We start from the raw sequence: 25,919 nt of genomic DNA, 5'->3' as shown, positions 1-25,919 counted from the left end.
GGGAGCTAGATTTCAGTGTAGCCGTTATTTGGGATCATTCTGCTCGGCGGGCGCCGCTTTTAACGAACGCAAAAACAGCCCTAGCCCACCAAAGGCTAACACTAAAATCACGATCAAATCGAAGGCCGACATGGCCCTAAAGTGAAACTGAATCGAGCTTATCACGCCGACAATTAAAGCGACTAAGGAGCCTAAGGTAAGCAGCCAACCGAGCTTGGTCTTGGCATCAAAAAACACCATCACTATCCCGAGGATAAACGGCAGCATCACCATACCTGTGGTGATAGAAAATCCCTGCCCAAAGGCATTCATGCGGTAGAGTCCATAACCCAGTCCAAAACTGGAACTTACCTGTATCGCATTGAATAACAGATAAAATCCTGCACACATCATGGCAAGCCCAATAAAAAATTGGCCAATACCGCCCTGTGTTCCTCCCGCTCCCTTCATACCAATCCTTTCTATTGACGTTGTTGAATCGCTCTATCGACAGCTTCTTTAAGCTGTTGGTCCTCTGCAGCCTTTTTGGCTTTCTCGTGGGCTGCCAACTGTTTATCCGCCTCGGCCACACAGCGCTGTTTATCTAGCATGGGCTCATAGGGGTCGACATCCGTCCGGGCAGAACAGGCTAACTCGGCACAGGCGGAGGTCAACAGTGATGCGGACAAGACTAACATAATCAAAGGGGTTTTCATCTTAGGCTCCTCAACAAAATAGCTACACTTAACCAAGCTAACATTGGCAAGCTTTACTTGAGCTGTATCGATTATGTGCTCAACGATATTGACACAGATCCACGAAAGGCAAACACTGAGTGATGTTTTTTTATCCACCCATGACCGACGCCCCATAGGTTGATCACGGGGCTAATTAAGACAAGGACTGCGCTTGAATACTCTACTCTTAGGTAAAGGTGAGCAACAGGTTCACTTAAATCTTAAATATGCCAACCGCCACGGACTGATCGCAGGCGCCACAGGGACGGGGAAAACCGTTTCGCTGATGACCCTCGCCGAAGGCTTCTCCCGCCAAGGAGTGCCGGTATTTATCACCGACATTAAAGGTGATATTTCTGGGCTTGGCGTCGCGGGCACACCAAACGACAAACTCTTCCAGCGGGCCGCCCAAATCGGGATTGAGGAATATCAAACCGAGGCCAACCCTGTGGTTTTCTGGGATTTGGCTGGAGAGCAAGGGCACCCCTTACGCACAACCGTGAGCGAGATTGGGCCCACCCTGCTCGGGCGCATTCTCGAACTCAATGACACCCAAAGCAGTATTTTAGACATAGTGTTTCAACTGGCTGACGACCAGGGTTTATTGTTACTCGATCTCGACGATCTTCGCGCCATGCTGAACTTAGTCGCCGATGAGCGCAAAGATATCTCCGCCAAGTATGGGCTTATTAGCGCCCAGTCCCTCGCCGCTATTCAACGCTCGGTCCTCGGCTTGGAGCGCGATGGCGGCAAAGACTTTTTCGGCGAACCTGCGCTACAACTCGAAGACTTGATGCGCACTAACTTGCAAGGGCGCGGGATTATCAACCTGTTAGCCGCTAATAAGTTAATCCTGACCCCTAACCTCTATTCGAGTTTCTTACTCTGGCTGCTATCTGAACTCTTTGAAAACCTACCTGAAGTCGGCGATCTCGATAAACCCAAGTTAGTCTTCTTTATCGATGAGGCACACTTATTATTTGAAGGCTGCCCAGCAAGTTTGCTTAAACGCATAGAGCAGATTATGCGGCTTATCCGCTCCAAAGGCGTCGGGGTGTATTTTTGCTCGCAGTTTCCTGACGATATTCCCAACGAGATCTTAGGTCAGCTCGGTAATAGGATTCAGCACGCCCTCAGGGCGTACACCCCAAGGGATCAAAAAGCCGTTAAAACTGCGGCGGAGACCTTTGTGCCCAACCCTAAATTGGTGGTCAGCGAGGTGATTTCACAACTCGCCGTGGGCGAAGCTTTAGTCTCGACACTCGCCGAGAAAGGCGTGCCCACTATGGTGGAACGTGCTCTGATTGCGCCGCCCCGCTGTCGTATGGGGCAAGCAAGTGCGGAGGAGTTAAACGCCATTCGCGCCAAGAGTCCCATTGGCGGCAAGTACGACACTTTAATCAACCGAGAGTCCGCCTACGAACGGCTCAATCAACGACACGCCGAAGCGGCCAATGGCGCCGCTAGCACCAAAACGGCAAATACGCCCGCCGCCCAAGAAGCAGAGCAAGGCTGGTTTAGCGAACTGATCTTTGGCAATAAACGCCGCCAAGGATTGGCCGAGACACTCTCCAAACAAGCGGCGCGAACCGTGGGTAATCAACTCGGTAAACAAATATTGCGCGGACTACTCGGCGGCATACTCGGCAAGTCGACCCGCAGGTAATGGCGCAGGGCTAAAACCGTGCGCTAAACCGCATATTTTATATACAAATTGGCACTACCATTAGCGTGAATTATTCTAAGTAGTGGGTGGATCTTAGTTAGGATTTAGGTGATAAGATTATTTTGCGAGTACCGCTCAGAGAGGCAAATAAATTCAAGTAATTTACCAATAGTTTTAAATAGTTGTGATTTAAAAATGGTGTAATTCGAGTTTAATCGTTTCGCTTTAATCAGGACATCATGGAACGGGTTTTACGCAAATGGCTTACATGATTAGCCTGATGAACAACCACTGAAAGTACATGGAGTTAACTATGAGTAAAGAGCAAAAAAATCGCAAAGAGGCCAAGAAAAAGCCGTTAATGACGATGAAGGAAAAACGTGCCGCAAAACACGCCAAAAACGCGTCTAAAGGTCTCCTCGATAACGTTAAATAATATTGTGGCACTTTAGGGTGCGCCTCCAATATCGACAATTAAGGGTTAACTGCGGTTAGCCCTTTTTATTGGCTCGCTCTCGGTTTTTGGTTATTTATCCCGCAAACAACACAGATTAAGTTATCAATAAGGTGATGATTTAATTAGCCTAAGCCCTTAACTGAAAATGTCACCTAGACTAAAGCAACATGCACATTGCTTGAGTCTTTTGCTAAGGTTTTATTTACCTAGATCACCCAGAACCACAATCGCAGCTAAGTTACCGATTTATCAGCTTATTCCATTTTAGCCATCACAGCACCCGACGCTCGCTAGCCCTACTGGAATATTGGTTATACGCCTAATAAATCACGATTTAGACTGCATATAAACTCGTGACAAAGCCTGTATTTTGAGCAGATTTGGGTATATAAGTAGTGATACTAAAGTAGCAATCAAACAGTCCGATTTACCTTACCCTATATAACACAATAAAAAATAAGGATATTTCAGCATGAAAATCAACAAACGTTTTATCGCCGTTGGCGCAGCATTAACGCTCTCACTCAGCGCTGCCTCAATGTCGGCCGCACCTGCCTTTATCAATATCTTAACTGGCGGCACCAGTGGCGTGTATTACCCCATTGGTGTGGCACTGTCGCAGCTCTATGGCTCAGGCATTGAAGGCGCCAAAACCTCAGTGCAAGCCACTAAAGCCTCGGTTGAAAACCTCAACTTGCTACAAGCGGGCCGTGGTGAATTGGCCTTAGCCTTAGGCGATTCTGTGGCAGCAGCCTATCAAGGCGATGCCGATGCAGGCTTTAAAAAGCCATTAGATAAGGTACGCGTACTCGCAGCCGCTTACCCTAACTACATTCAAATTGTGGCCAATAAGGAATCTGGCATCAAAACCTTAGCCGATTTGAAAGGTAAACGTATTTCTGTCGGTGCGCCTAAGTCGGGTACTGAACTCAACGCGCGCGCCATTTTTAAAGCCGCGGGTTTAAGCTACGAAGACATGGGCAAAGTGGAGTTTTTACCCTATGCCGAATCGGTCGAGCTGATTAAAAACCGTCAGTTAGATGCGACCTTACAATCTTCGGGCTTAGGTATGGCAGCTATCCGCGATTTAGCCGCGACTATGCCAATCAACTTTGTGGAAATTCCCGAAGATGTGATCGGCAAAATCAATAACCCAGCCTATCAACATGGGGTGATCCCAGCAGCCACCTACGAAGGCCAAACCGCCGATGTCTCTACGGTTGCGATTCAAAACCTCTTTGTGACTCAAGCCGGTGTGTCTGACGATTTAGCCTATCAGATGACTAAACTGATGTTTGAGCATTTAGACCGCCTAGGCAACGCCCACTCAGCGGCGAAAGCCATTCAATTAGATAAGGCAACCAAAAACCTGCCTGCGCCACTGCACCCAGGTGCTGAGCGTTATTTCAAAGAAGTTGGCGCACTCTAAGGGTGTAACCTCAATCTGTGCGACCCGTTTTTGACCTAAGCACTTGAGTGATAGCGTCACTCAAGTGCTGCGTCGCCCTCTGTAGTCTAATGCTGTGAGGCATAAATATGAGCGATTCCGAACAAGGACTAGGCGCTAAGACCAGTGACTGGCCCAAGGCGCTGTTTTACACCGCGCTACTTTTCTCTATTTTTCAAATCATTACCGCCGCCTTTCATCCCGTATCGACCCAAGTTTTGCGGGCAACTCACGTAGGCTTTTTACTGTTAATCGTATTTTTAAGCTATCCGGCGGTGGGCAAGTCTCGCCCTTGGCAACCCTTAGCCTGGGTGCTTGGCCTTGCGGGCATGGCAACGGCCGCCTATCAATGGTTTTTTGAGGCCGACTTGATCCAGCGTTCCGGTGAACTCACCGATGCCGATATGGTAATTGGCGTAGTGTTGATTATCTTAGTGTTTGAAGCCGCGCGGCGGGTGATGGGCTGGGCGCTGCCGATTATCTGCTGTATTTTCTTGGCCTACGGCTTATTCGGCCAATATCTCCCCGGTGACTTAATGCACCGTGGCTACGGCGTTGACCAAATTATCAATCAGTTATCCTTCGGTACCGAAGGGCTCTACGGCACACCAACCTATGTGTCGGCCACCTATATCTTCCTGTTTATTCTCTTTGGTGCCTTTTTAGAACAAGCGGGGATGATCCGTCTGTTTACCGATTTTGCCATGGGCTTATTCGGCCATAAGCTCGGCGGCCCGGCGAAAGTGGCCGTGGTTTCTTCGGCGATGATGGGCACAATTACGGGCTCAGGCGTTGCCAACGTGGTGACCACGGGGCAATTTACCATCCCCTTGATGAAGCGCTTCGGCTACCGCCCCGCCTTTGCCGGCGGTGTAGAAGCCACTTCCAGTATGGGCAGCCAAATTATGCCGCCCATCATGGGCGCGGTGGCCTTTATCATGGCCGAAACTATTAACGTGCCGTTTATTGAAATCGCCAAAGCGGCGTTAATCCCCGCTCTGTTGTATTTCAGTTCAGTGTTCTGGATGGTGCATCTGGAGGCCAAACGCGCCAATCTCTGCGGTTTACCTAAGGATCAATGCCCCGATCCTTGGGCGGCAGTGAAGGAGCGCTGGTATCTGCTTATCCCACTGTTTATTTTGATTTACTTGCTGTTTTCAGGACGCACGCCACTGTTCTCCGGCATGGTCGGTTTAGCACTGACTTCGATTGTGATCTTAGGCTCTGCGATTGTGCTGCGCCTACCTTCTAATGCGATGCGCTTCGCCTTTTGGATTGCCCTTGGGGTGTTGTGTGCTGGTTTCTTCCAGATGGGTATCGCCGTCGTCTTTGGGGTCATCGCCTTACTCGTCGCCGTCTGCTGGTTTATCAAAGGGGGCAAAGATACCCTGACCATCTGCCTGCACGCCTTAGTCGATGGCGCTCGCCATGCGGTGCCCGTGGGGATTGCCTGCGCCCTAGTAGGGGTGATTATCGGTATCGTCTCGCTGACGGGGATAGCCTCAACCTTCGCCAGTTACATCCTCGCCGTGGGTCAAGATAACCTCTTCCTCTCGCTGGTGTTAACTATGCTCACCTGCATGGTGTTGGGCATGGGCATCCCGAGTATCCCTAACTACATTATTACTAGCTCGATTGCCGCACCCGCCCTGCTGGACTTAGGTGTGCCGCTGATCGTCTCCCATATGTTTGTGTTTTACTTTGGGATTATGGCTGACCTCACGCCTCCCGTCGCCTTGGCCTGCTTTGCCGCCGCGCCAATCGCAAAAGAATCGGGGCTGAAGATCAGTCTATGGGCGATTCGCATCGCTATAGCAGGCTTTGTGATCCCCTTTATGGCGGTTTACGATCCGGCGCTTATGCTACAAAGCGATAGCTGGCTTGCCATCGGCTTTGTGATGTTAAAAGCCACCGTGGGCATTGGTATCTGGGGCGTGATCTTTACCGGTTTCTTACTGCAAAAACTCTATTGGTGGGAACGGGTTATCGGCTTCCTCGCCGGAGCCAGTTTAATCCTTGCCACACCACTCAGTGATGAAATCGGCTTTGGTCTGGCGCTACTCTTTATCGTGCAGCACAGCCTAAGAGCACGCAAACTGAAACGTCTTGCCGAGCAGGGGTAAGGTTTTGAGTGTATGCAAAGGTAAGGCAATAAGATGCTAGGTCTATGTTTAGGCCTAGCGGGCACTCTGTGGGCACAAGTGCCCACAGAGCAATTCACCCTCGCGTGGAACCACAGCATAGAAAAAATCCGCTGGGAAGAAGACTATCAAGTCACCACTCAAGGATTACGCCTCACTGAGGCCAGAGTCAAAGGCACGGGTGCGGGAATGGAAATCCCCGATGATGCAGTATTTAGCAATGGCAGTTGGCATTATCAACCTAAGTTGCCCGTGCTGCCGAAATTACGCTTAGGGCGCACACCCGAGGCAGGGGATTTTGAGCTGTGCTTCACTCAGGCTTCGGGAGAGGCGCAGTGCCAAGCCATGACTCATTGGATTGGCCCACCGAACAAACACGATGCCGCCGTTGAGGTGTGGGGCTGTCAGCTGTGAAATATCACTTTATAGAGACGCGCAAGCTAGGCGCATCTGCCGCCGATTAACGGTCAATAGCGCTCTCATTCCGAGAGAAACTGTAGCCGTTTTTCCCTTGGTGTTTAATACGATACATAGCGGCATCGGCGCGATCGCAGCTTTGAGCAAAACGATCACCGTACTCAAAAATATCGATACCAATACTCAGGCTAATCGCCACCTCGCAACCATCGAGTAAGAAACGTTGTCGATAAACATCCAATAAGGATTGCGCGAGCATACCTAAGGTTTCGATATCCGAAGTGGGCAGGACAATCACAAACTCGTCCCCGCCGAGCCGCGCGATCTTCGCCTGCACGCCCGAGTGCTCCACTAAGGAATGCGCCACATGCACCAATAAGTTATCGCCAAACTTGTGGCCATGGTGATCATTTAAGGCTTTAAAACCATCAAGATCGATAAAGAATAACGCCCCACGCTGGCCGGGTTGCAATAACTCATCGAAGGCCTTAGTGATAGCTTGGCGGTTCATCAAGTTGGTGAGAGGATCGCTATGAGCTAACCGAGCTAAATCCAGCTCGTAGCGCTTTTCTTGAGTGATATCGATATGGCTGCCCATCATCCTCAGCGGCGTACCATCGGGTAGACGCTCAACAATGCGGCCACGATCCGACACCCAAGTGATGCTGCCATCTTTGTGCAGCATGCGATGTACGACCTGATAATAATCGGCCTTGCCATTCACATGATCTTCAAAGGCTTTGATTACCCAGTCTTTATCCTCTGGATGAAGTTTACTTTTCCAGCTGTCGACATGGGCGCGAAGCTCCTCGCGGCTAAAGCCGAGCAGTTCGCCCCACTTCACATTGAACAGGGTGAGATTGCCACTGGGAACATGCTGCTCCCACAAACACAAGCCATTGCCATCGAGGGCGGCAAAGAGTTTTTCTTCGGCGCGATTATTGAGCGCCGTTAACCGCGCATTTTCACGTTTAAGCTCGGCAATTTCGGCCTGAAGTTGCTTTATTTGTGCTGCAGAATCCGCTACCACGAAAAGTCTCTGTTGTTAGGTTGTGGGATTTTTGTCCAGTGTAAAACAGTTAATGCAGAAGGGACATAGTAAAAAGGATAAAGCCAAAGGGAGCTGGCAAGCCGCACAAAGGAGTCAGCCAGATGCTGACCCCATCAAGCTGACGCTTAATCGCGGGTGAGCACTTCAAGCAATTCAATCTCAAAGGTGAGATCCGAATTAGGCTTGATATGGGCACCAATTTGGCGCTCGCCGTAGGCTAAATGCGCGGGGACGAATAACTTACGTTTTCCGCCAACCTTCATGCCCATCAGTCCTTGATCCCAGCCCTTAATCACTCGGCCTGTGCCAATCACGCATTGAAATGCCTGACCACGGTCATAGGAGGAATCAAACTGAGTGCCATCCTGCAAAAAACCGCGGTATTGAGTAGTGATCAACGCGCCTTTTACGGCCTCTTTTCCTTCGCCGATAACCAGATCGACAACTTCTAATTCAGTCATTTAATTAATCTCTTCGTCTTCACTTACATACAAGTGATCCATCAAAGTGTCTATTCTAACATCACCAACCGAGCTTGTCGGTGCAGCTCACCCATTTTGTGGTTCAGGTTTCGATACGCCTTTACCTCCCTTTAAATTTGCCACGGCGTCCCCATATCTACAGCATGCATTGAGCTAAGGAGCCATTCCATGATTATCGCCTGCCCCCACTGTGACACCTTAAACCGCGTGCCCCAAGAGCGGTTAACTGAGCAGCCTACCTGCGGCAAATGTAAACAGAATCTGTTTGCGGCGGCGCCCATTGAGCTCACGAGCGCCAATTTTATCAATCATGCCCACAAGTCAGAGTTGCCAATCGTTGTTGATTTTTGGGCGAGCTGGTGCGGCCCCTGCAAAAGCTTTGCGCCTACCTTTTCGGCGGCAGCCAAAGCATGGGAACCACAATTTCGCTTCGGCAAGATTAATACCGAGGAGCAACAGGCGTTGGCGGCGCAATTTGGGATCCGCTCTATCCCTACGCTGATGATATTCAAACAGGGGCATCTTATCGCCCAGCAAGCCGGCGCCTTACCCAAGTCGGCGCTCGACCAATGGCTACAGAGTTATTGTTAGAATCTGTGTGTTTCGCCCATAAAAATACCCAGCCTAGCTGGGTATTTTATTTGAATGAATCAGGCGCGTTTACACTTCCCAGAAGGTGTGGGCAATAATGCCCAGCACTATCATGCTGAGGAAGTTAACTATCATGCCCACTCGCACCATTTCCGACTGCTTAATATGGCCAGAGCCGTAAACAATGGCGTTAGGCGGCGTCGCCACAGGCAACATAAAGGCGCAGGAAGCCGCAATACCAATCAGCACTGAGAGCATCACTGGCGATACCCCTAATGCTTCGGCAATCGCCGCAAATACTGGCACTAGCAGCGCGGCACTTGCGGTATTACTGGCAAACTCGGTCAGCATCACCACGAAAGCGATTACCGCGAACACGAACAGCGACATATGGGTGCTACCAAAAATATCCGTCATCCAGTGCGCGAGGAACACGCTGGTACCGGTACTTTTCAGCACGGCACTCAAGGTTAAACCGCCACCGAACAGGATCAATACGCCCCAATCAGTGGTCGATTCGATCTTCTTCCAGCCTACGAGCCCAAGTCCTGCCAGCAACACTACAGTGCCAAGGGCGACGACGGTATCAAATTGCGTGATCCCACCGAGCGCTTTGGCCAGCGGCACACTGAAAATCCAGCAACAAACCGTCGCGAGGAAGATAACTAAGGTGAGTTTGCCTTGGAAAGTCAGTTTTTGTTCTTCAACATCCAACTTACATTGCGCTGATAGATCCGGCTTAAAGTACCAGTAGAGTGCCAAAAGCATCATAGGTAACATCAAGATCACCGTTGGAATACCAAACTTCAGCCAGTCGCTAAAGCTTAGGCCCACCTGCGCCGCGGCAATCGCGTTTGGCGGGCTGCCGACTAAGGTACCAATGCCACCAATGTTGGCAGAATAGGCAATCCCAAGCAGTAAGAATACATAAGTGCTGTGGTACATCTTGCGATCGAGCTGCTGCAAAATCCCCAGCGCGAGTGGCAACATCATCGCCGTGGTTGCTGTGTTACTGATCCACATAGACAGCAGCGCCGTCACGCCAAACAGCATTAAACAGGCAATACTGAGTTTACCCTTGGAGGCCAGCAATAATTTTTGCGCGATTAAAGTATCGATCTTTTGATGGTGCAGCGCCGCGGCTAATACAAAGCCACCGAAAAACAGATAGATAATCGGGTTGGCAAAGTTACTCATGGCTTCTTTGGTTTCAAACACTCCAAAGAATACCGCCAAAATCGGCACTAAAATCGCCGTGATACTGATGTGAATCGCTTCGCTTAACCACAAGATGGCGGCGAACACTAAGATAGCCAGCCCTGTATTGACACCTTGGTCAAAGGGTAAACCGTAATACAGCGCGAATAGCAGCAGAATATCCGCCACTAAGATCAGCATTTTTTTCTTTTCAAGCCCGGCATTCGCGGGCGAATGATTGGGGGGAACCGACGTTGATTGCTCTAAGGACATGGTGACAACCTTCATACCATTATTTTTTTAGGCAAATTTAGGGCATAGGTCACACTTGGCAAAGCAGTTTATTTTGTACTTTTGCCACTAAGCAACCACAAACACTGCCGACAAAAGGCGCAAAAATGCCATTTTCGAGATAAAAATCACCTGTTTTTGATCTGAACTTATGTACAAAATTTTCAAACGCACAAAAATACCGCAAAAGTTTGCCAAAGCTGTAATTGAATAAATGCTTAAAACTGTGACATGCATCAAACTTTAGTTTTCAGCCAAGTGATAAAGGCTGAATTTAATCTTAAAAACAGCAGTTAAAACCAAAATATCTAAATCATTTACACTTTTACAACCAGAGATCCCACCAAAGACAATCGCTGCATATTTTCCAATTTATTCACATTTAAACAACCACTCAATTTAACGGCTCGCCGAACAACAACCGTCTGAGCCCCGAGATGACGCCGATTTTCAAGCTATCTCCCCCTGCGAATGGCGCTACCCAGTTGTGTCAGCTTGAATGCAAACAAGAGATTCTTTAACCTAAAACCAACAAAGATTGCAGAGCGTGCAAACTCACTCTATATTGCAGCTAGAACCTTATTTAGGCATTTAAAATGTTGCTTTAAATGACCAAAGGTGTTTAGGGAGGGGATAGCGATGGACAGATATTTTAACCCCTTGAGTTTATCTGATAGTGCCAAGGAACATCAGATTCGCTTCCCCGTGGACTTTGTGCAGGCGCTTGCCGTGGCGACCTCCCTCCAAGAAGTGCTCGATACGGTTTCCCAATGGATCTATCAACTCTTTGATGCACAACGAGTCAGCATCACCTTAAAGGACGATGCCGACTACCTAAAAATCTATTCCATCAGTGGTGATAAGGCTATTCCACTCGACTTTAGAGTCCCGATTGCTAACACCTTTGTTGGTCGCGTATTCACTAACAAGACAGTACTGATTTGCGATCATCTGACGACATCCGCAGATCTGGACTGCATCATGCTTGCCCAGAGCGGCATGAATACCTGCATGGACGCCCCATTACTCTATGGGGATATTTGTTTGGGCACACTTAATGTCGCCCATCAACAATCCAATTATTACACCGATTTACACGCCTTAGAATTACAGTGCTTAGCCAATTGGATTAGCCTGAACATCAGCCTGCGTCTACAGCTGAAAGAACTCGAATACCTTGCCTCAACGGATCATTTAACAGGCGCGGCCAATCGACGGGTGTTTACCCAAAAAATCCAACAAGCCATCGCGGTGTTCCATGAACAGGGACAAGCCTTTTACTTTGGTTTGATGGACATAGATCATTTTAAGATGCTCAATGACCAATTTGGCCATACCGCAGGGGACTATGTGTTACAGCGGATTGTCGCGATTACCGAAACCCTGATGACGAGTCCGGGTAAATTCTTTCGGATCGGCGGTGAGGAATTTGCGATAATCTTCCTCGAGCAAACAGGGTATGATGCAGTGCAGTTTTTTAACGATATCAGGGAAGCCATTGCCAAGGCCGCCATGGACTATGATGATGTACAGCTCAGCGTCAGTGTCAGTATCGGCTTTACCGCGATGAGTGCATTAGACGAGGCGCCAGAATCCCTGCTGCGCCGCGCGGATAAGGCGCTGTATCAGGCAAAACTGGCGGGGAGAAATCGTGTAGTGATGTTTAACAGCACTCAAGTATAATTACCCGACATGTTTAATAACCGTCCATTCAACGCCGAAAAAACGCACAGCAAAATCGCAAGTTTGTAACATTTAAAGCTCATTATCTCTATGAATAATAAACACAAATATTATTCACCATCTCAGTCAATCTAACTCACTTTACCCTGCACAAAATTCGGCCTAAAGTCGCGCCCGTAATCTCACCTCCCGCTAATAATTTATCCATTTTGGTACCGCTTGTGGAAAATAGTGCATTAACTCAATCGACTCAAAAGCCAGGGCTGTTTGTGCCTGTTGCTGGCTTAAGCCTATTTGCCCTCGCCTCGGGCTATTTGATGAGTTTGATCCCGCTGTCACTCAGTTACTTTGAGCTCAGCCCCGATCTCGCACCATGGCTCGCGAGTATTTTCTACCTAGGCTTATTGCTGGGCGCACCTTGCATCGCGCCAATCGTGGCACGTATTGGCCACAACAAAGCCTTTATTTTATTTCTCAATATCTTATTGTGCAGCGTTGTGGTCATGGTACTGCTGCCACAGGGCGGTATCTGGCTCGCTTCGCGACTCGTTGCTGGTGTCGCGGTGGCAGGGATTTTTGTGGTCGTCGAATCTTGGTTGCTGATGGCCGACACCCAAAAACAACGGGCCAAACGCTTAGGCCTGTACATGACCGCACTCTACGGCGGCACGGCAATCGGACAACTCGCAGTCGATTACTTAGGAACCACGGGCAACCTTCCCTATTTAGTGGTGATAGGTTTACTGGCCGCCGCCAGTTTACCCGCGCTCTTAGTTAAACGCGGTCAACCACGATCGAGCGAGCAACACTCGATTGCCCTCTCGGATCTTAAAAACCTGAGTAAACCCGCCGTGGTTGGCTGTTTAGTCTCGGGATTATTGCTCGGCCCCATTTATGGCCTATTGCCTGTTTATGTGTCGCAGGACATGGGATTTGCCCAGCAGACAGGCCAATTTATGGCGCTGATCATTATGGGCGGCATGATAGTCCAGCCCTTAGTCAGCTATTTATCTCCACGCTTCCAGAAGAGCGCCTTAATGGCCGCCTTCTGCTTAATTGGCGCTGCGGCACTCTTTTTACTGACACAGAAATCCCTCGTTGGACTCTGGTTAGGCTTTGTGTTGCTGGGCGCCTGCGCCTTTGCCCTCTACCCTATCGCCATCAGCCTGGCCTGCGATCATCTGCCTAGCAGCCAAATAGTATCTGCAACTCAGATTATGTTGCTCAGTTATTCCGTCGGTTCGGTTATCGGCCCAGTTACAGCGAGTCGCTTTAATCATATCGAACATGGCTTGTTACTCTACTTAGCCGCCAGTTTTGTACTGACATCTTGTTATCTTGGCGCGCGCTTACTGGTGCGAAGCAAACCTCGCTTGCCGACGGCAAAAGCTTAAGAGATGTATTACCAAGTGAATAAAATGGGCGCCTTAAGGCGCCCATTTTTCAAACTGTTTTTGAAGCGGTCTCGACCACAGCATCCTTATTGGGAATCGCCCAGACACTGTCCTGCGGGCCATTGAATACGCGATGGCGCGTGAGTCGGTATCCATAGTAGAACAGCCCACTAAAGCCGAGCGCCACGAGATCGACCCCAAGCGTTGCCCCAGAATGGGGCGCCCATAAGCCTAGACTCGGTACTAACAGCCCAATCACAGAGGTAATAGGCATAGCCAGAGTCGCCAAGGCGCACAGAGGTAAAATCAGCAGTGCCGCCCTAGCCGCGCCGCGCCAGAAGGCATAGGCCACTAAGGCGGCGAAGACGACATAGTACAACCACAGATAGAGATGATTAATATTGCTCACCTGTGAATAGAACCATCTCCCCAGCAGCATGCTCACCGCCAGAGCGGCAACCGAACCTAAGCAAATCCCCACGGTGGCGCTAGCCATTAAGCGGCAGGCACGCGTCTGCTCACTCGCCTGTTTTTTACGGCGCTTTTCCAGCCACAGCAAATTACCGCTGTAAAATAAAAAAGCGCCGCTCAAGCCTAAAAAGAAATACACCCAGCGCCCAAGATCGCCCCCGTAACTGCCAAAGTGCAGTCCAAAGAATACCGCAACCGTTCTGGCCCAAATGCCCTTGTCACTCTGGTCAATGGTGCTGTTGGTTATCTTGAGGCTATAGGGATGCAGATATAAGTAATCGGTAACTGGCCCGCGCATAAAGCCGTTAGGGTTGTACAGGCCTAAACGCAAGGTCGCACGGGGATTATTCAAGTTCATAAAGGTCATTTCATGCACTTGATACTCGGGGGCGAGTGCCTGCACCTTAGTCAGAACTGTGCTGACCTTGGGCAAATCGGCGAGCGTATAGGGCGTTCTGTCGGGTGCGGGTTGGGCAAACAGCGGTTTTTCACCGTAAACCACATGCTTGAGCCCATCGTAAAGCTGATCATGGAAGGCAAACACTATCACGGTCAAACTGATCACCAGATGAAATGGCAAACTAGTGATGCCGACTAAGTTGTGGGCATCGAGCCAGAAACGACTCTCGCCCTTATCTTTACGTAGAGCGAAAAAGCTTTTAGTTAAGGTGGGCAGTAAGAAAATCACTCCAGAAACCAGCGCCAAGAAGTATAAGAAGGCGGCGACGCCGAGCACATAGACGCCCGCTTGATCGTGACCCACTTCACCGGCAATCCCCGCAGTGCGGTGTAATTGGTCAATCAGCTCGGCCAGCTCGCTTGGGGTACTCAGTTGAGTCACTAATTGCCCCTGCTCGTCGAGGCTAGCATGCCAAAGCTGGTTGCTCATGCTGAGTTCACGCTCCGAGCCCTGCTCATACCAAGTCATCGGCGACTGATGTTCATCATTCAAGTGCAAACTAAAGCCGTTTTTCGCCTTATCGTCCCGCGCTAACACCTGCGACACTAACTCATCGAGCCTATCGGCAGAGACTTGCGGCAAAGTCACAGAGGGCGGCATTGACCAAGCGTCAATCGCACCTTTAAACATAGTGAGCGATCCGGCATAGAAACCGATAAACAACACTATTCCGGCGATGATCCCAGTCCAGATATGGATAGACTGATACACCCGTAACACATCACTGCGCACTTTCATCCCTTATCACCTAAAGGTATATAAAACTATATAAGTCAAAATGTTAAGCAGGCCTAAATAGCCAATGGCCCTGAGTCCTGTTTTAAAGAGAAAACTCAAACTTAAGACAGATAACCAAATGGGCGCGATCAACCACATGTTAACCTGCACCTTAGTATCGGCATCGATTCCGCCCGGACCAAACCAGGCAAATAACCCCACCAATCCAAGCGCTAAGGTAAATCCTAACACTAACCCTGCCAGTGACTTAGTCCACCAGTCGGGTTGTAACTTTTCCTTTTCTGCTAAACGCGCCATGGCTTATTTCCGACCGATAAGAGACATAAAAGGCACTAAGCCCGAGAGCAACATCAACAGGGCTATCCAGAGAAATATTGCGGCGCTGAAGGTGAACAGACTCAGCCAACCAATCAAGCTGGCGAGGGCAAGCCCATAGGCGAGTAACCGCCAAGGCCGCTTAGGCAAAGGGCGAGCTAATCGTTTTTGCTGCTTATTGGTCAAATAACACAACAGGCAAGCCGTCAGCGTCGACAACAAAAAGATGAGTTGCAACACGGGGATTTATCCTCTCACGACAAAGTGTTAGCACAATTAAACTCACTGAAATCTATCGCCTTTTCGCCTGATTCCCACCAAGCACTAACGGGGCGAAATGATAGAAAATTGAGTTAATTTCGGGACTCTAACTTTGGTGAGAATAGTTCGCAATAACATTTACACTGTAAGGATAAGCAATGACATCTGGGTCACACATCGACAAGTCCAATGCAGTCTTGTTGCCTCACGTTAACCATTAAGATACATTTTGCTGCAAAATGTAACGCCAAGTGATTAAAACTAAACCGTATTCCGCCCCAATAAATTCGCCATCGCAACATATCAGCAAAGGAAGCGACATGATAAAAACTGAACTTAACCTGCCAAGCTCTATTGGCCTCTCTAAAATCATCCCCCTAGTGATTTTACTGATCCTCTTTATTTCACTCTTTGGCAGTTGGTACACGGTCGACCAAGGTGAGCGCGGAGTGATTCTGCGTAACGGTAAGATCATCGGCACCGCCGAGCCAGGGCTCGGATTTAAAATGCCACTGTTCGATACAGTAGTGAAAATCTCAACCCAAACCCACACCACCAGCTACAGCTCATTACAAGCCTATAGCCGCGATCAGCAACCCGCGACCCTTAACGCTTCGGTCACCTTCAACGTGCCGCCGGATCGTGTCGAAGAAGTCTATGCCAACTTTAAGAGTATCGATGCCATGGTGGCTCGTCTGCTCGACCGCCAAGTGCCAACGCAAGTTGAGAACATTTTTGGTAAATACACTGCGATTTCGGTCGTACAGGAGCGGATCAAATTCGGTATCGATGTCACCAGCGCCATCACTAACTCGGTCAAAGGCCCCATCGAAATCACCTCAGTGCAGATTGAAAATATCGACTTTTCCAATGCCTATGAAAAGTCGGTAGAAGACAGAATGCGCGCCGAAGTTGAGGTACAAACCCAGCTGCAAAACCTCGAGAAAGAAAGAGTCAGCGCACAAATCGCCGTGACCCAAGCCCAGGCAGAAGCCGACTCGCAACTCGCCCGCGCTAAGGCAGAGGCCGAAAGTATTCGGATTAAAGGGGATGCAGAGGCGTCTGCCATTAAGAGCCGCGCCGAGGCTCTGGCACAAAATCAAAACCTTGTCGAACTAACTAAGGCAGAGAAATGGGATGGCAAGCTGCCCACCACAGTGCTACCGACGGGCACCCTGCCGTTTATCGATGCTAAAAAGTCGAACTAATAAACGACTGAGCATCACGCGTCGCTCTGCCGCGTGAGCGGTACCATTAAAGTGACACAATAAAAAAATCCCCAGTCATTGCTGGGGATTTTTAGTTAGCGTTAGCACTATGAGCAGCAGTCGCTGCGGCGCAGCCAACTTCTTGGGATTTTCTCGAATACCACTTTCGCCATCAGCAATGCGAGCACTATGCCTGAGGTAGCGACTAGCCACTCTGGCAACATTTGATGTTGCTCACCAATCTGTGGCATCACCTCAAAACCAAAGTTAGCAACCAGATAGTTCACTAAAGCGCCAGCGACTAAGGCAACACCCAAGACGCCGCCAAGATAACCATAGAGCGCACGCTTACCCAGCTCCTTAGTCACCACGCCTAAAGTCGCGATATTGGTTGCAGGACCTGCCATCATAAACACCAGCACGGCGCCGGGGGAGACACCCGCTAGTAGCAAGCCGGCTGCAATCGGCGTTGAAGCTGTAGCGCAGATATACATAGGCACAGACACTAGCACCATCACCAACATAGCCAGCAATCCATCGCCCCACTTAGCTAAAAAGTCAGCAGGAACATAGGTTTGTACTATGGCTGCGAAGAATAAACCCACCAGCAACCAGAGTGTGGTGTCACGCACCAGATCCGTCGCCGCATATTTAAGCCCTATGCCTACACGTGCAATCACAGACTCAGACTTAAGCTCGGTCGCCATATCCTGTGTAGATGCGCAGCAGCTCTCGCCTTCGGCTTGATGGCTATCAGCCGTTTTCGCGCTTGAGCTACCACAACAAGCGCCCTTCTTCACTACGACTATTTTTTCAGGCGCGGCAGTTTGAGTGCCACAGCATGATCCCGCACTCTCTGCATTTACGGAATGGGCTTTAGCAGCATGAACCATAGTGACAGCGCCCATGCTTGAGCCGCCAGTTGCCATTAGACTTGGCGTAGCCATCGGCGTCATTTTGATTTTTGGCTCGGCTGCTGGCGCTTTCGCGTTTTCACTGCCGCTGCAGGAAGACTTAACTGGCGTGATTGCGGGCGACTTAGTCGATGAACAGCAGCTTTTTACCGCTTCGGCTTTGAGCACTCTCTCCGCCGACAAAGATTTTGAAGCACTGCATGAAGTGACAGGCGCTGCGCTAGCGAATGCCTTGTCTGACTGAGCCGTGTCTAACTGGGCCTTGTCTAACAGAACCTCGGCCTTAGCCGCAGCTTTGCCATCGTCATCATCACGCCCAACTAAAAGGCCCGCAACAATAGCACTGGTGATCGCCGCAATCGGCCGTACTATCGCCATAAAAGGGCCGAGCAAAACGTAGGAAACCGTTACAGAGTCGACTCCAGTTTCAGGAGTCGAGACTAAAAAGGAGGTGGTTGCCGCTTTCGATGCGCCAGAGCGGCGCAGCCCAACGGCCGCGGGGATCACCCCGCAGGAACACAGAGGTAATGGCGCGCCCAATAACGCCGCCTTCACCACGGTTTTAAAGCCATGCCCGCCGAGCTGCTTTTGCATCCAAGCCATGGGCACAAACACTTTGAGTAGACCCGCCAGAATCAAGCCGAGCAACAGCCAAGGGGCGGAATCTAAAAACATATCGATAAAATTCTTCAATAACATAGTTAATTCCCTGACTTATCTAGGGTTGTCGCATCTGGAGTTTGGCCATGGTCGTGCTCCACACGCACTCGCTCTGTGCTCGACTCCAGCGCTTCTAAAATCGAGCAATGTTCGGCGCTGCGCGGCCCGCCGCAGCAGGCATCCGACAGTTTTTGCAAACTGGTTTGAAAATGCAGTAACTCGGCAATCTTAGTCTGCACCTGAGCCAACTTAACGTCGACCATGCCCTTCACATCGGCACAGGCCCAATTGGATTTATCCAACTCGATAGAAAGCAGCTCGCTAATTTCACTCAAGCTAAAACCCACCGCCTTCGCCCGTAGAATAAAACGCAGCCGTGCGGCATCGGCATCGGTATAGACCCGATAGCCAGAGTCGGTGCGGCTCGAAGGCGAAAGCAGGCCGTGTTTCTCATAAAATCTGAGGGTATCGGCTTTCACTTCGCATAAATCGGCTAACTCACCAATGCGGTACATAGTTCTATCCTTTGCAGCTTAGCTTGCCCCATGCCAACCTTCGCTGACAATCAACATCATAGGGCGAGTATAAACCTTAGAGCCTACTCCAAGGTCAAGGGCTATTTTTAAATTTATCCCTCAGTCAAAAACCACGGCACTTTGTTCTGATATCAATATTGTGAAATCGCGCAGAAAAAACACCCGTAAATCCAGTTTTACGGTAGAATACGCGCGCCTGACGCTGGGACAAAAAATATAAGTAGGACCAAGGGGCTTTTGGAAAGCAGAATCCGATAGAAGTTGTTCTGTTTTCCGAAAGATCCTTGAAACTAAAATAACTGGACCCTGTACCCAAATGACTGTTGCAAATAATGCCAGACCCATTCGTCGCGCGCTGTTAAGCGTTTCAGATAAAACCGGAATTCTCGAATTCGCCAAAGCATTACACGCCCAAGGCGTTGAACTGCTGTCAACGGGCGGCACCGCTCGCTTGTTAGCGGATAACGGCGTGCCTGTTATCGAAGTATCTGACTATACAGGACACCCTGAGATCATGGATGGTCGCGTTAAAACCCTGCACCCTAAAGTGCATGGCGGCATTTTGGCGCGTCGCGGTCTTGATGAAAATGTCATGGCTGCCAACAACATCAATGCAATCGATCTGGTTGCGGTTAACCTCTACCCCTTTGCCGATACCGTTGCTAAAGCCGGTTGCACCTTAGAAGATGCGATTGAAAACATCGACATCGGTGGCCCAACTATGGTGCGCGCTGCGGCGAAAAACCATAAAGACGTGACTATCGTGGTAAATGCGGCCGACTATAACCGCGTATTAGCCGAAATGGCCGCCAACAATGGCAGCACAACTCACGCGACCCGTTTCGATTTAGCGATTGCAGCCTTCGAACACACTGCCGGTTACGATGGCATGATCGCCAATTACTTCGGCACTATGGTTCCTGCGCATAGCACTGATGAGTGCTTCGAAGATTCAAAGTTCCCACGCACCTTCAACACTCAATTAGTGAAGAAGCAAGATCTGCGTTACGGTGAAAACAGCCACCAAACTGCAGCCTTCTATGTTGACACTAAGATCGACGAAGCCTCAGTCGCAACGGCAGTTCAACTGCAAGGTAAAGCACTGTCTTACAACAACATCGCCGATACCGATGCCGCCCTTGAGTGCGTGAAAGAGTTCAGCGAACCCGCTTGCGTTATCGTTAAACACGCTAACCCATGTGGTGTTGCACTGGGTAAAGATCTGCTCGATGCCTATAACCGCGCCTATCAAACTGACCCAACGTCAGCCTTTGGCGGCATTATCGCCTTCAACGGCGAGTTAGATGCAGCAACCGCTAGCGCTATCGTTGAGCGTCAATTCGTTGAAGTAATTATTGCGCCAGTCGTGAGCCAAGGTGCCCGCGATGTAGTGGCCAAGAAAACCAACGTGCGTCTGTTAGAGTGCGGTCAATGGGATACTAAGACCAAGACCTTAGACTATAAGCGCGTGAACGGTGGTCTGCTGGTGCAAGACCGCGACCAAGGCATGGTTGGCTTAGATGACATTAAAGTCGTGACTAAGCGTCAACCGACCGAGAGCGAGCTGAAGGACTTAATGTTCTGCTGGAAAGTGGCTAAGTTCGTTAAATCTAACGCCATTGTTTACGCTAAAGACGGCATGACAATCGGTGTCGGCGCCGGCCAAATGAGTCGCGTCTACAGCGCTAAGATTGCGGGTATCAAGGCTGCCGATGAAGGCTTAGAAGTGGTTAACTCTGTGATGGCGTCCGATGCCTTCTTCCCATTCCGCGACGGTATCGATGCCGCAGCGGCGGCGGGCATCAGCTGCATAATCCAGCCTGGTGGCTCAATGCGCGATGCTGAAATCATCGCTGCTGCCGACGAGCACGGCATGGCCATGGTAATGACGGGCATGCGCCACTTCCGTCACTAATGCCACCTACAGCCAGCACGCCATGTGCTGGCTGTTTCGTTTATCGCACTCTGTAGCGCTAAAAATCTAACCACAAGAATTTAAAACTCAAAGGGATGACTTAACATGAAAGTATTAGTTATTGGTGGCGGCGGCCGCGAACATGCCCTAGCTTGGAAAGCGGCACAATCCCCCCAGGTAGAGCTAGTTTATGTTGCACCGGGTAACGCGGGCACGGCCCTCGAGCCAAAGTTAGAAAACCTCAACATCAGCGCGACGGACATTCCTGCCCTGCTCGATTTTGCTCAAACCAATCAGATCGAACTCACCATCGTTGGCCCGGAAGCGCCGCTGGTATTGGGCGTGGTCGATGCCTTTAACGCTGCGGGTCTACCCATTTTTGGCCCAACCAAAGCGGCTGCACAGTTAGAAGGCTCTAAGGCGTTCACTAAAGACTTCTTAGCACGCCACAATATCCCAACGGCGGGTTATAAAAACTGTACCGAAATCCAAGACGCTAAAGCCTTCGTGCGTGAACTGACGGGCAAGACAGGTTACCCAGTCGTAATCAAGGCCGACGGTTTAGCCGCAGGTAAAGGCGTAATCATCGCCCAAGATCAAGCTGAAGCTGACGCAGCCATCGAAGATATGCTCGCGGGCAACAAGTTTGGCGATGCCGGTTCTCGCGTGGTTATCGAAGAATTCTTAAAAGGCGAAGAAGCCAGCTTTATCGTTATGGTCGATGGTAAAAATATCCTCGCCATGGCAACTAGCCAAGACCATAAAGCCCGTGATAATGCCGACCACGGTCCTAACACTGGCGGCATGGGCGCTTACTCCCCTGCACCAGTCGTTACCCAAAGCGTGCACGATTGGACAATCGCTAACGTTATCCGCCCAACGGTTGATGGCATGGCCGCTGAAGGCAATGTTTACACTGGCTTCCTGTATGCGGGTCTGATGATCGCACCAGACGGCAGCGCCAAAGTACTGGAATACAACTGCCGCTTTGGCGACCCAGAAACCCAACCTATTATGATGCGCCTCAAGTCAGATCTGGTTGAGCTGTGTTTAGCCGCGACCCGTGGCGAGCTGGATAAAGTTACCGCCGAGTACGATTCGCGCGCCGCAGTCGGTGTTGTATTAGCCGCTGGCGGTTACCCAGACGACTACCGCAAGGGCGATGTGATCCAAGGTTTAAGCCTAGGTAATCACGATGCCAAAGTGTTCCACGCAGGCACTGAGATGAAAGACGGTCATGTAGTTACTAACGGCGGCCGCGTATTATGCGCTACAGCCCTAGGACACACTGTGACCGAAGCACAAAAAGCTGCTTATCTGCTGGTTGATGAAATCCACTGGGATGACGTGTATTTCCGCACCGATATCGGCTATCGCGCCATTGCCCGCGAACAACAGGGCTAAGCTTTAATTCATTTAAAAAACCGGCCATGCGCCGGTTTTTTTATGCCTTAAATTTGACGAACGTCAATTTTAAGTTAATGATTTATATCAATTTAAACAATCAAAACCTACTTTCACCCGCATTATTCCTATACAATGCTACGCAAATGTTAACTACCTACAAATGCTAAGGATTCTCCATGGAGATTAGACTCATTTCTGCCGCCATCGCCTTAATACTCGCGGGTTGTGGCGGAGGCTCGGAGGACTCGGGTAGCACAACACCCCCGCCGGAGCCGCCAGTCCAACCTCCCGCGGTGACTCAATATACTGCGAGTACCAGTTCAGTCTTGGGTGGCAAGCTCATCCCTAGCAGCCAGAAGGTAGATGCGGGTAAAAGTGCCAGCTTTAGCGTTCAAGCCGACAACGGTTTCGTGCTGGATAGCATTAGCGGCTGTGGCGGTGCGCTGACCGAACAGACCTATATCACTGCGACGATAAGCGCCGATTGCACAATTACCCCAAGCTTTATCAGCAATGCTGAAAATGCCATTCGCCATCAAGACCATACCCTTGCCAGCGCCAACGAACTGATTGATTTCAGCACCACCGAACTGGCGAGCATAGAGACCGCCCGCAAAGCGAAAATCACCGAACTCTATCAAGGTGTGGGTAACAGCATCAGTTGGCATCCGACCCACGATTCCATCACCTTTTCGAGCTTTATGCCGGAAAACACTTTTACCTTACTGCCATCCAATGTTGATGGCAGCGGCGCCAGCGCCGTACGCGGTTTAGTGATGGCGGGCGAACAACAAGGCCAGCGTTATGCCGCCATGGGTAGCAACCTGTTTGCGGTTAATAATTCGGATCAGAGTGATAAGCTGCTGAAAAACCTCATTGGATGGCTGACCAAAGGCGGCGATCAGCAGAATGGCTTGAGCATAGTCACGGCACAGATGCCAAGTCGCGCCGACAGTTGGTATTTCCCCCATAACGAAGGGATCCGCACTTGGCTAAGTAAGTACTACCCCGATGCCCACAGCATCAACGACGCCAATAGCTGTGATTACACCGCCCTTGCCAGCTGTATCGATACCTTAAAACCCGATTTAATCGTTATCAGCGATATTGACCGCGATAACCTAGGTTACGCGGGCATTCAAGCGGCCATCACTAAAGCCAAGGCGGCAGGGATCCCGCTGCTGCTCTCTAATTATCGACGCGAACAAAGCGCTATGCTCTCACCGCTCTACCTTGAGATGGGGCTCTCTACTGCAGGAAACTACTGGTCGAAACTCAATGCCAATAACCTGAGTGTCGACACTATCCTAGCGCAAGATAAGGCGCTCGCGGATGTCGACACCCTGCTGGCAAATTTGCGTGAACAACGCTTCGATACGCAAGTGCTCAATGACTGCAGCGGCAACTATTTAAGCTGTAACAGTAGCGCCTTTGTCGAGGCCTTTAAGGCGGGCGCGGATTGGTATCGTGGCAATGCCGAAACCTTAGATAACAATGATATCGATGCTTTTAACAGCCCTAATTTTAGCTTGATGAAAGCAGGATTACTCCTCGCCGATAAGTATCGCAGTGAAATCGATTATCCCATCGCCTACAGCGAATCCGCCCAGTGGCAGCAAGCCCTGTTTGCCGATTGGACTGTCAGCTACGCCCGCGCCCACAACCTCGCCCAACCTGACTTAGGTGAGTATGTCACCGACAGGACCAATCTGAGCAAGGGCTGCAACGCCCATTACGCTTACCCTGCCACAGTGACGGAACGTAAGACAATCACAGTGCCATACTCTGGCCAGTGGACAATTACGGGCTGGTACGCCCTACCTGGGCAAACCATCACCCTCAGCCGCTTAGATAACACGAATGCGAATGTCGAAATTAAGCTGAATTATCATAGACGTAATACTAACCGCGCCTATGAGCAAAAGGTTTATCGCGCGCCATTGGAACTTGCCCAGCAACGCCTCAAGCTCGCCAAAGGGCAAAGTCTTGAATTCTCAACCCCCTATGGCGGCCCTATTTATCTCTATATCAGTGGTGGCGAAGGTGCGCTCAGTGTCGATGTGCAAGCCAAGAATGTGGCCAAGCACCCCAGCATCATGGATTTTTCCAATCCTACTGAAATCACGACCTTTAACGATAAGATCCAAAATACCGAGTTACCCCATGTGGATCTTCGTACCGATGGCGCCGAACAGCATTTGCGCCGCGACCGTTTTATGAATGCGATTGGCGGTAAGATCCCGGATGTCAATGCGTTGCTCAAGAGCATTGTCGAGGATCATATCAACAGCGTGTATACCCTCGCTGGGCTGAAAATCCAAGGTAAGAGCTTAAGTGAATCTCTCCCCTCGGATGTGCTTGCAAGCTGTCAGGCACTGTTTGGCGCAGACTGTACCGATGCTAGCCTGCATACCCGCAGCATCATCCAACATGCTAACTATGACCAAAACGCCCACTGCGGCTCGGGTTGTAGCGGTAATCCATGGGATGCGGCTTGGAATATTTCGCCCACGGGTTGGGGAGATAACCACGAACTCGGCCACAATCTGCAAACCAACCGCCTAAACGTGCAATACGCTACTGCCGCCAATCGCGATAATTGGGCTGGTTATGGCAGCCGCGCGGGGGAAAACTCCAACAATATTTTCCCCTATGTGGTGTTGTGGAAGACCCATTATCTGCGTGACGGCAACACGAGCAGCATCACCGATGGTCATATGAATCACAAAGATCTCTTCTATGTATTTATGTCCGATGCGGCAGGCACCACGGATACCAGTGGCAAACGCGTGGTCTTCGGTGCCAACTGTAAAGTGCTCGATGTGGGCGAAGACAGATACACAGCCCCTTGGGCCAGCAATGCCTACGCGGTACACAACGGTTATCGCATGGCCTTTTACATCCAAATGGCGCTAAAAGCCCATGACATGACGCTTAACGACGGTACCAGCCTAAGCAATGGTTTCAATATCTTCACCCTGCTATATCAGCACAGCCGCATCTTTGGTAAATATGCCAATAATACCAGCGATTGGGAGGCTAACCGCAGTAAACTGGGCTTTGAACTCTTCCCATATGAGGGCCATAGCGTTTACGGCGGCAAAACAGTGAGGGATATTCCGGGCAATGACTTTATGCTGGTATCCCTGAGTAAGCTCACAGGCAAAGATTGGCGCAGCCATTTTGATATGTTGGGCCTGCGTTACTCAAGCCTCGCCGCGGCGCAGGTAGCGTCAAACGCCAGCCAAGGTGCGGTCCCTATGGGTATGTATGAGCTTGAAACCGATTTGCCGCCAGCGAACATGAGCCAAGGCTTAAGCTTTATCCCTCTGTCAGTTAGCGATGGCAGCACTCTGTGGAAAGGCACAGGCTCACCTAGCCAATGCGCTAAACCCTAATGGGTCATAGATGTCGATAGCCTCAACCTAATCCCAATAAACCTCGCTTATGCGGGGTTTATTTTTGCTACAAAGCGTGAGCTAACGCACACAAGTCCCCCTT

At 50.2% G+C, this 25,919-nt stretch carries 22 protein-coding genes; 12 read left to right on the top strand and 10 right to left on the bottom strand.

Features of this window, described 5'->3' with window-relative positions:
- Positions 1 to 24 precede the first annotated feature (24 nt).
- Complete coding sequence (locus tag CBX96_RS11885; RefSeq protein ID WP_089068603.1) at positions 25 to 450, bottom strand: hypothetical protein; 426 nt, start codon at positions 448 to 450, stop codon at positions 25 to 27.
- 11 nt (positions 451 to 461) lie between these two features.
- Complete coding sequence (locus CBX96_RS11880; protein WP_109286837.1) at positions 462 to 695, bottom strand: hypothetical protein; 234 nt, start codon at positions 693 to 695, stop codon at positions 462 to 464.
- Positions 696 to 888: 193 nt separating this feature from the next.
- Between CBX96_RS11880 and CBX96_RS11875 the strand changes: the two genes are divergently transcribed.
- The 5 genes from CBX96_RS11875 to CBX96_RS11855 all read left to right on the top strand — a co-directional run bounded on the left by CBX96_RS11875 (position 889) and on the right by CBX96_RS11855 (position 6,841).
- A complete protein-coding gene (locus CBX96_RS11875; RefSeq protein WP_109286836.1) occupies positions 889 to 2,382 on the top strand; it encodes a helicase HerA-like domain-containing protein in 1,494 nt (497 codons plus the stop codon).
- 313 nt (positions 2,383 to 2,695) lie between these two features.
- Positions 2,696 to 2,818 carry a hypothetical protein gene (locus CBX96_RS21690; protein WP_039978852.1) on the top strand — a complete coding sequence of 41 codons (123 nt, stop codon included), beginning with the start codon at positions 2,696 to 2,698 and terminating at the stop codon, positions 2,816 to 2,818.
- A 493-nt stretch (positions 2,819 to 3,311) separates the two neighbouring features.
- Positions 3,312 to 4,268, top strand: a complete 957-nt coding sequence (locus CBX96_RS11865) for a TAXI family TRAP transporter solute-binding subunit (protein ID WP_109286835.1) — start codon at positions 3,312 to 3,314, stop codon at positions 4,266 to 4,268.
- A 107-nt stretch (positions 4,269 to 4,375) separates the two neighbouring features.
- Positions 4,376 to 6,409 carry a TRAP transporter permease gene (locus CBX96_RS11860; RefSeq protein ID WP_088211884.1) on the top strand — a complete coding sequence of 678 codons (2,034 nt, stop codon included), beginning with the start codon at positions 4,376 to 4,378 and terminating at the stop codon, positions 6,407 to 6,409.
- A gap of 33 nt (positions 6,410 to 6,442) precedes the next feature.
- Positions 6,443 to 6,841: a DUF1850 domain-containing protein gene (locus CBX96_RS11855; protein ID WP_109286834.1), complete on the top strand. Its 399-nt coding sequence runs from the start codon at positions 6,443 to 6,445 to the stop codon at positions 6,839 to 6,841.
- 46 nt (positions 6,842 to 6,887) lie between these two features.
- Here the strand turns inward: CBX96_RS11855 and CBX96_RS11850 are convergent, their stop codons facing one another.
- On the bottom strand, positions 6,888 to 7,874 hold the full coding sequence (locus CBX96_RS11850; RefSeq protein WP_109286833.1) for a sensor domain-containing diguanylate cyclase: 987 nt from the start codon (positions 7,872 to 7,874) through the stop codon (positions 6,888 to 6,890).
- Positions 7,875 to 8,020: 146 nt separating this feature from the next.
- The gene (locus CBX96_RS11845) at positions 8,021 to 8,356 is read right to left on the bottom strand and encodes an FKBP-type peptidyl-prolyl cis-trans isomerase (protein WP_011621259.1); all 336 of its coding nucleotides are present in this window, start codon (positions 8,354 to 8,356) and stop codon (positions 8,021 to 8,023) included.
- A 189-nt stretch (positions 8,357 to 8,545) separates the two neighbouring features.
- Here CBX96_RS11845 and trxC point away from each other — a divergent pair, with 189 nt between their 5' ends.
- A complete protein-coding gene (trxC, locus tag CBX96_RS11840) occupies positions 8,546 to 8,968 on the top strand; it encodes a thioredoxin TrxC (RefSeq protein ID WP_109286832.1) in 423 nt (140 codons plus the stop codon).
- A 69-nt stretch (positions 8,969 to 9,037) separates the two neighbouring features.
- On the opposite strand, the gene CBX96_RS11835 is transcribed toward trxC, so the two are convergent.
- Entirely contained in the window at positions 9,038 to 10,438 is a 1,401-nt protein-coding gene (locus tag CBX96_RS11835; protein ID WP_109286831.1) for a DASS family sodium-coupled anion symporter, read from the bottom strand.
- A gap of 657 nt (positions 10,439 to 11,095) precedes the next feature.
- Here CBX96_RS11835 and CBX96_RS11825 point away from each other — a divergent pair.
- Positions 11,096 to 12,139 carry a sensor domain-containing diguanylate cyclase gene (locus tag CBX96_RS11825; protein ID WP_109286830.1) on the top strand — a complete coding sequence of 348 codons (1,044 nt, stop codon included), beginning with the start codon at positions 11,096 to 11,098 and terminating at the stop codon, positions 12,137 to 12,139.
- Between the two features lie 221 nt (positions 12,140 to 12,360).
- Positions 12,361 to 13,533, top strand: a complete 1,173-nt coding sequence (locus CBX96_RS11820) for an MFS transporter (RefSeq protein ID WP_109286829.1) — start codon at positions 12,361 to 12,363, stop codon at positions 13,531 to 13,533.
- A 49-nt stretch (positions 13,534 to 13,582) separates the two neighbouring features.
- On the opposite strand, the gene CBX96_RS11815 is transcribed toward CBX96_RS11820, so the two are convergent.
- Genes CBX96_RS11815 through CBX96_RS11805 form a run of 3 tightly spaced genes read right to left on the bottom strand, consistent with a single transcriptional unit; the run spans position 13,583 to position 15,757 of the window.
- Entirely contained in the window at positions 13,583 to 15,202 is a 1,620-nt protein-coding gene (locus tag CBX96_RS11815; protein WP_109286828.1) for a PepSY domain-containing protein, read from the bottom strand.
- Positions 15,203 to 15,208: 6 nt separating this feature from the next.
- Positions 15,209 to 15,499 (bottom strand): hypothetical protein, encoded by a 291-nt coding sequence (locus CBX96_RS11810; RefSeq protein WP_109286827.1) that lies wholly within the window; start codon positions 15,497 to 15,499, stop codon positions 15,209 to 15,211.
- Between the two features lie 3 nt (positions 15,500 to 15,502).
- Positions 15,503 to 15,757, bottom strand: a complete 255-nt coding sequence (locus CBX96_RS11805; protein ID WP_109286826.1) for a hypothetical protein — start codon at positions 15,755 to 15,757, stop codon at positions 15,503 to 15,505.
- Positions 15,758 to 16,098: 341 nt separating this feature from the next.
- On the opposite strand from CBX96_RS11805, the gene CBX96_RS11800 reads away from it, so the two are divergent.
- On the top strand, positions 16,099 to 16,986 hold the full coding sequence (locus CBX96_RS11800) for a prohibitin family protein (protein WP_086903802.1): 888 nt from the start codon (positions 16,099 to 16,101) through the stop codon (positions 16,984 to 16,986).
- 107 nt (positions 16,987 to 17,093) lie between these two features.
- On the opposite strand, the gene CBX96_RS11795 is transcribed toward CBX96_RS11800, so the two are convergent.
- Entirely contained in the window at positions 17,094 to 18,599 is a 1,506-nt protein-coding gene (locus CBX96_RS11795; protein WP_109286825.1) for an SO_0444 family Cu/Zn efflux transporter, read from the bottom strand.
- A gap of 2 nt (positions 18,600 to 18,601) precedes the next feature.
- Positions 18,602 to 19,075, bottom strand: a complete 474-nt coding sequence (gene zntR, locus CBX96_RS11790; RefSeq protein ID WP_011621248.1) for a Zn(2+)-responsive transcriptional regulator — start codon at positions 19,073 to 19,075, stop codon at positions 18,602 to 18,604.
- 337 nt (positions 19,076 to 19,412) lie between these two features.
- Here zntR and purH point away from each other — a divergent pair, with 337 nt between their 5' ends.
- The 3 genes from purH to CBX96_RS11775 all read left to right on the top strand — a co-directional run bounded on the left by purH (position 19,413) and on the right by CBX96_RS11775 (position 25,816).
- On the top strand, positions 19,413 to 21,011 hold the full coding sequence (purH, locus tag CBX96_RS11785; protein WP_023268923.1) for a bifunctional phosphoribosylaminoimidazolecarboxamide formyltransferase/IMP cyclohydrolase: 1,599 nt from the start codon (positions 19,413 to 19,415) through the stop codon (positions 21,009 to 21,011).
- Between the two features lie 105 nt (positions 21,012 to 21,116).
- Positions 21,117 to 22,415 (top strand): phosphoribosylamine--glycine ligase, encoded by a 1,299-nt coding sequence (gene purD / locus CBX96_RS11780; protein WP_011715652.1) that lies wholly within the window; start codon positions 21,117 to 21,119, stop codon positions 22,413 to 22,415.
- A gap of 179 nt (positions 22,416 to 22,594) precedes the next feature.
- On the top strand, positions 22,595 to 25,816 hold the full coding sequence (locus CBX96_RS11775) for an ImpA family metalloprotease (RefSeq protein WP_109286824.1): 3,222 nt from the start codon (positions 22,595 to 22,597) through the stop codon (positions 25,814 to 25,816).
- The last annotated feature ends 103 nt before the right edge of the window (positions 25,817 to 25,919 follow it).

The sequence above is a fragment of the Shewanella sp. BC20 genome, assembly GCF_003129585.1.
GTDB classification, from domain to species: domain Bacteria; phylum Pseudomonadota; class Gammaproteobacteria; order Enterobacterales; family Shewanellaceae; genus Shewanella; species Shewanella seohaensis.
The sequence above is the reverse complement of the archived record's forward strand: the minus strand, read 5'-3'. Positions and strand labels throughout refer to the sequence as shown.

Bases quoted from the DNA above. Each gene is read 5' to 3' on its own strand.
- CBX96_RS11885 (WP_089068603.1), bottom strand. From the start codon at position 450: ATGAAGGGAGCGGGAGGAACACAGGGCGGTATTGGCCAATTTTTTATT.
- CBX96_RS11880 (WP_109286837.1), bottom strand. From the start codon at position 695: ATGAAAACCCCTTTGATTATGTTAGTCTTGTCCGCATCACTGTTGACC.
- CBX96_RS21690 (WP_039978852.1), top strand. From the start codon at position 2,696: ATGAGTAAAGAGCAAAAAAATCGCAAAGAGGCCAAGAAAAAGCCGTTA.
- CBX96_RS11865 (WP_109286835.1), top strand. From the start codon at position 3,312: ATGAAAATCAACAAACGTTTTATCGCCGTTGGCGCAGCATTAACGCTC.
- CBX96_RS11860 (WP_088211884.1), top strand. From the start codon at position 4,376: ATGAGCGATTCCGAACAAGGACTAGGCGCTAAGACCAGTGACTGGCCC.
- CBX96_RS11855 (WP_109286834.1), top strand. From the start codon at position 6,443: ATGCTAGGTCTATGTTTAGGCCTAGCGGGCACTCTGTGGGCACAAGTG.
- CBX96_RS11845 (WP_011621259.1), bottom strand. From the start codon at position 8,356: ATGACTGAATTAGAAGTTGTCGATCTGGTTATCGGCGAAGGAAAAGAG.
- trxC (WP_109286832.1), top strand. From the start codon at position 8,546: ATGATTATCGCCTGCCCCCACTGTGACACCTTAAACCGCGTGCCCCAA.
- CBX96_RS11835 (WP_109286831.1), bottom strand. From the start codon at position 10,438: ATGTCCTTAGAGCAATCAACGTCGGTTCCCCCCAATCATTCGCCCGCG.
- CBX96_RS11825 (WP_109286830.1), top strand. From the start codon at position 11,096: ATGGACAGATATTTTAACCCCTTGAGTTTATCTGATAGTGCCAAGGAA.
- CBX96_RS11815 (WP_109286828.1), bottom strand. From the start codon at position 15,202: ATGAAAGTGCGCAGTGATGTGTTACGGGTGTATCAGTCTATCCATATC.
- CBX96_RS11810 (WP_109286827.1), bottom strand. From the start codon at position 15,499: ATGGCGCGTTTAGCAGAAAAGGAAAAGTTACAACCCGACTGGTGGACT.
- CBX96_RS11800 (WP_086903802.1), top strand. From the start codon at position 16,099: ATGATAAAAACTGAACTTAACCTGCCAAGCTCTATTGGCCTCTCTAAA.
- CBX96_RS11795 (WP_109286825.1), bottom strand. From the start codon at position 18,599: ATGTTATTGAAGAATTTTATCGATATGTTTTTAGATTCCGCCCCTTGG.
- zntR (WP_011621248.1), bottom strand. From the start codon at position 19,075: ATGTACCGCATTGGTGAGTTAGCCGATTTATGCGAAGTGAAAGCCGAT.
- purH (WP_023268923.1), top strand. From the start codon at position 19,413: ATGACTGTTGCAAATAATGCCAGACCCATTCGTCGCGCGCTGTTAAGC.
- purD (WP_011715652.1), top strand. From the start codon at position 21,117: ATGAAAGTATTAGTTATTGGTGGCGGCGGCCGCGAACATGCCCTAGCT.
- CBX96_RS11775 (WP_109286824.1), top strand. From the start codon at position 22,595: ATGGAGATTAGACTCATTTCTGCCGCCATCGCCTTAATACTCGCGGGT.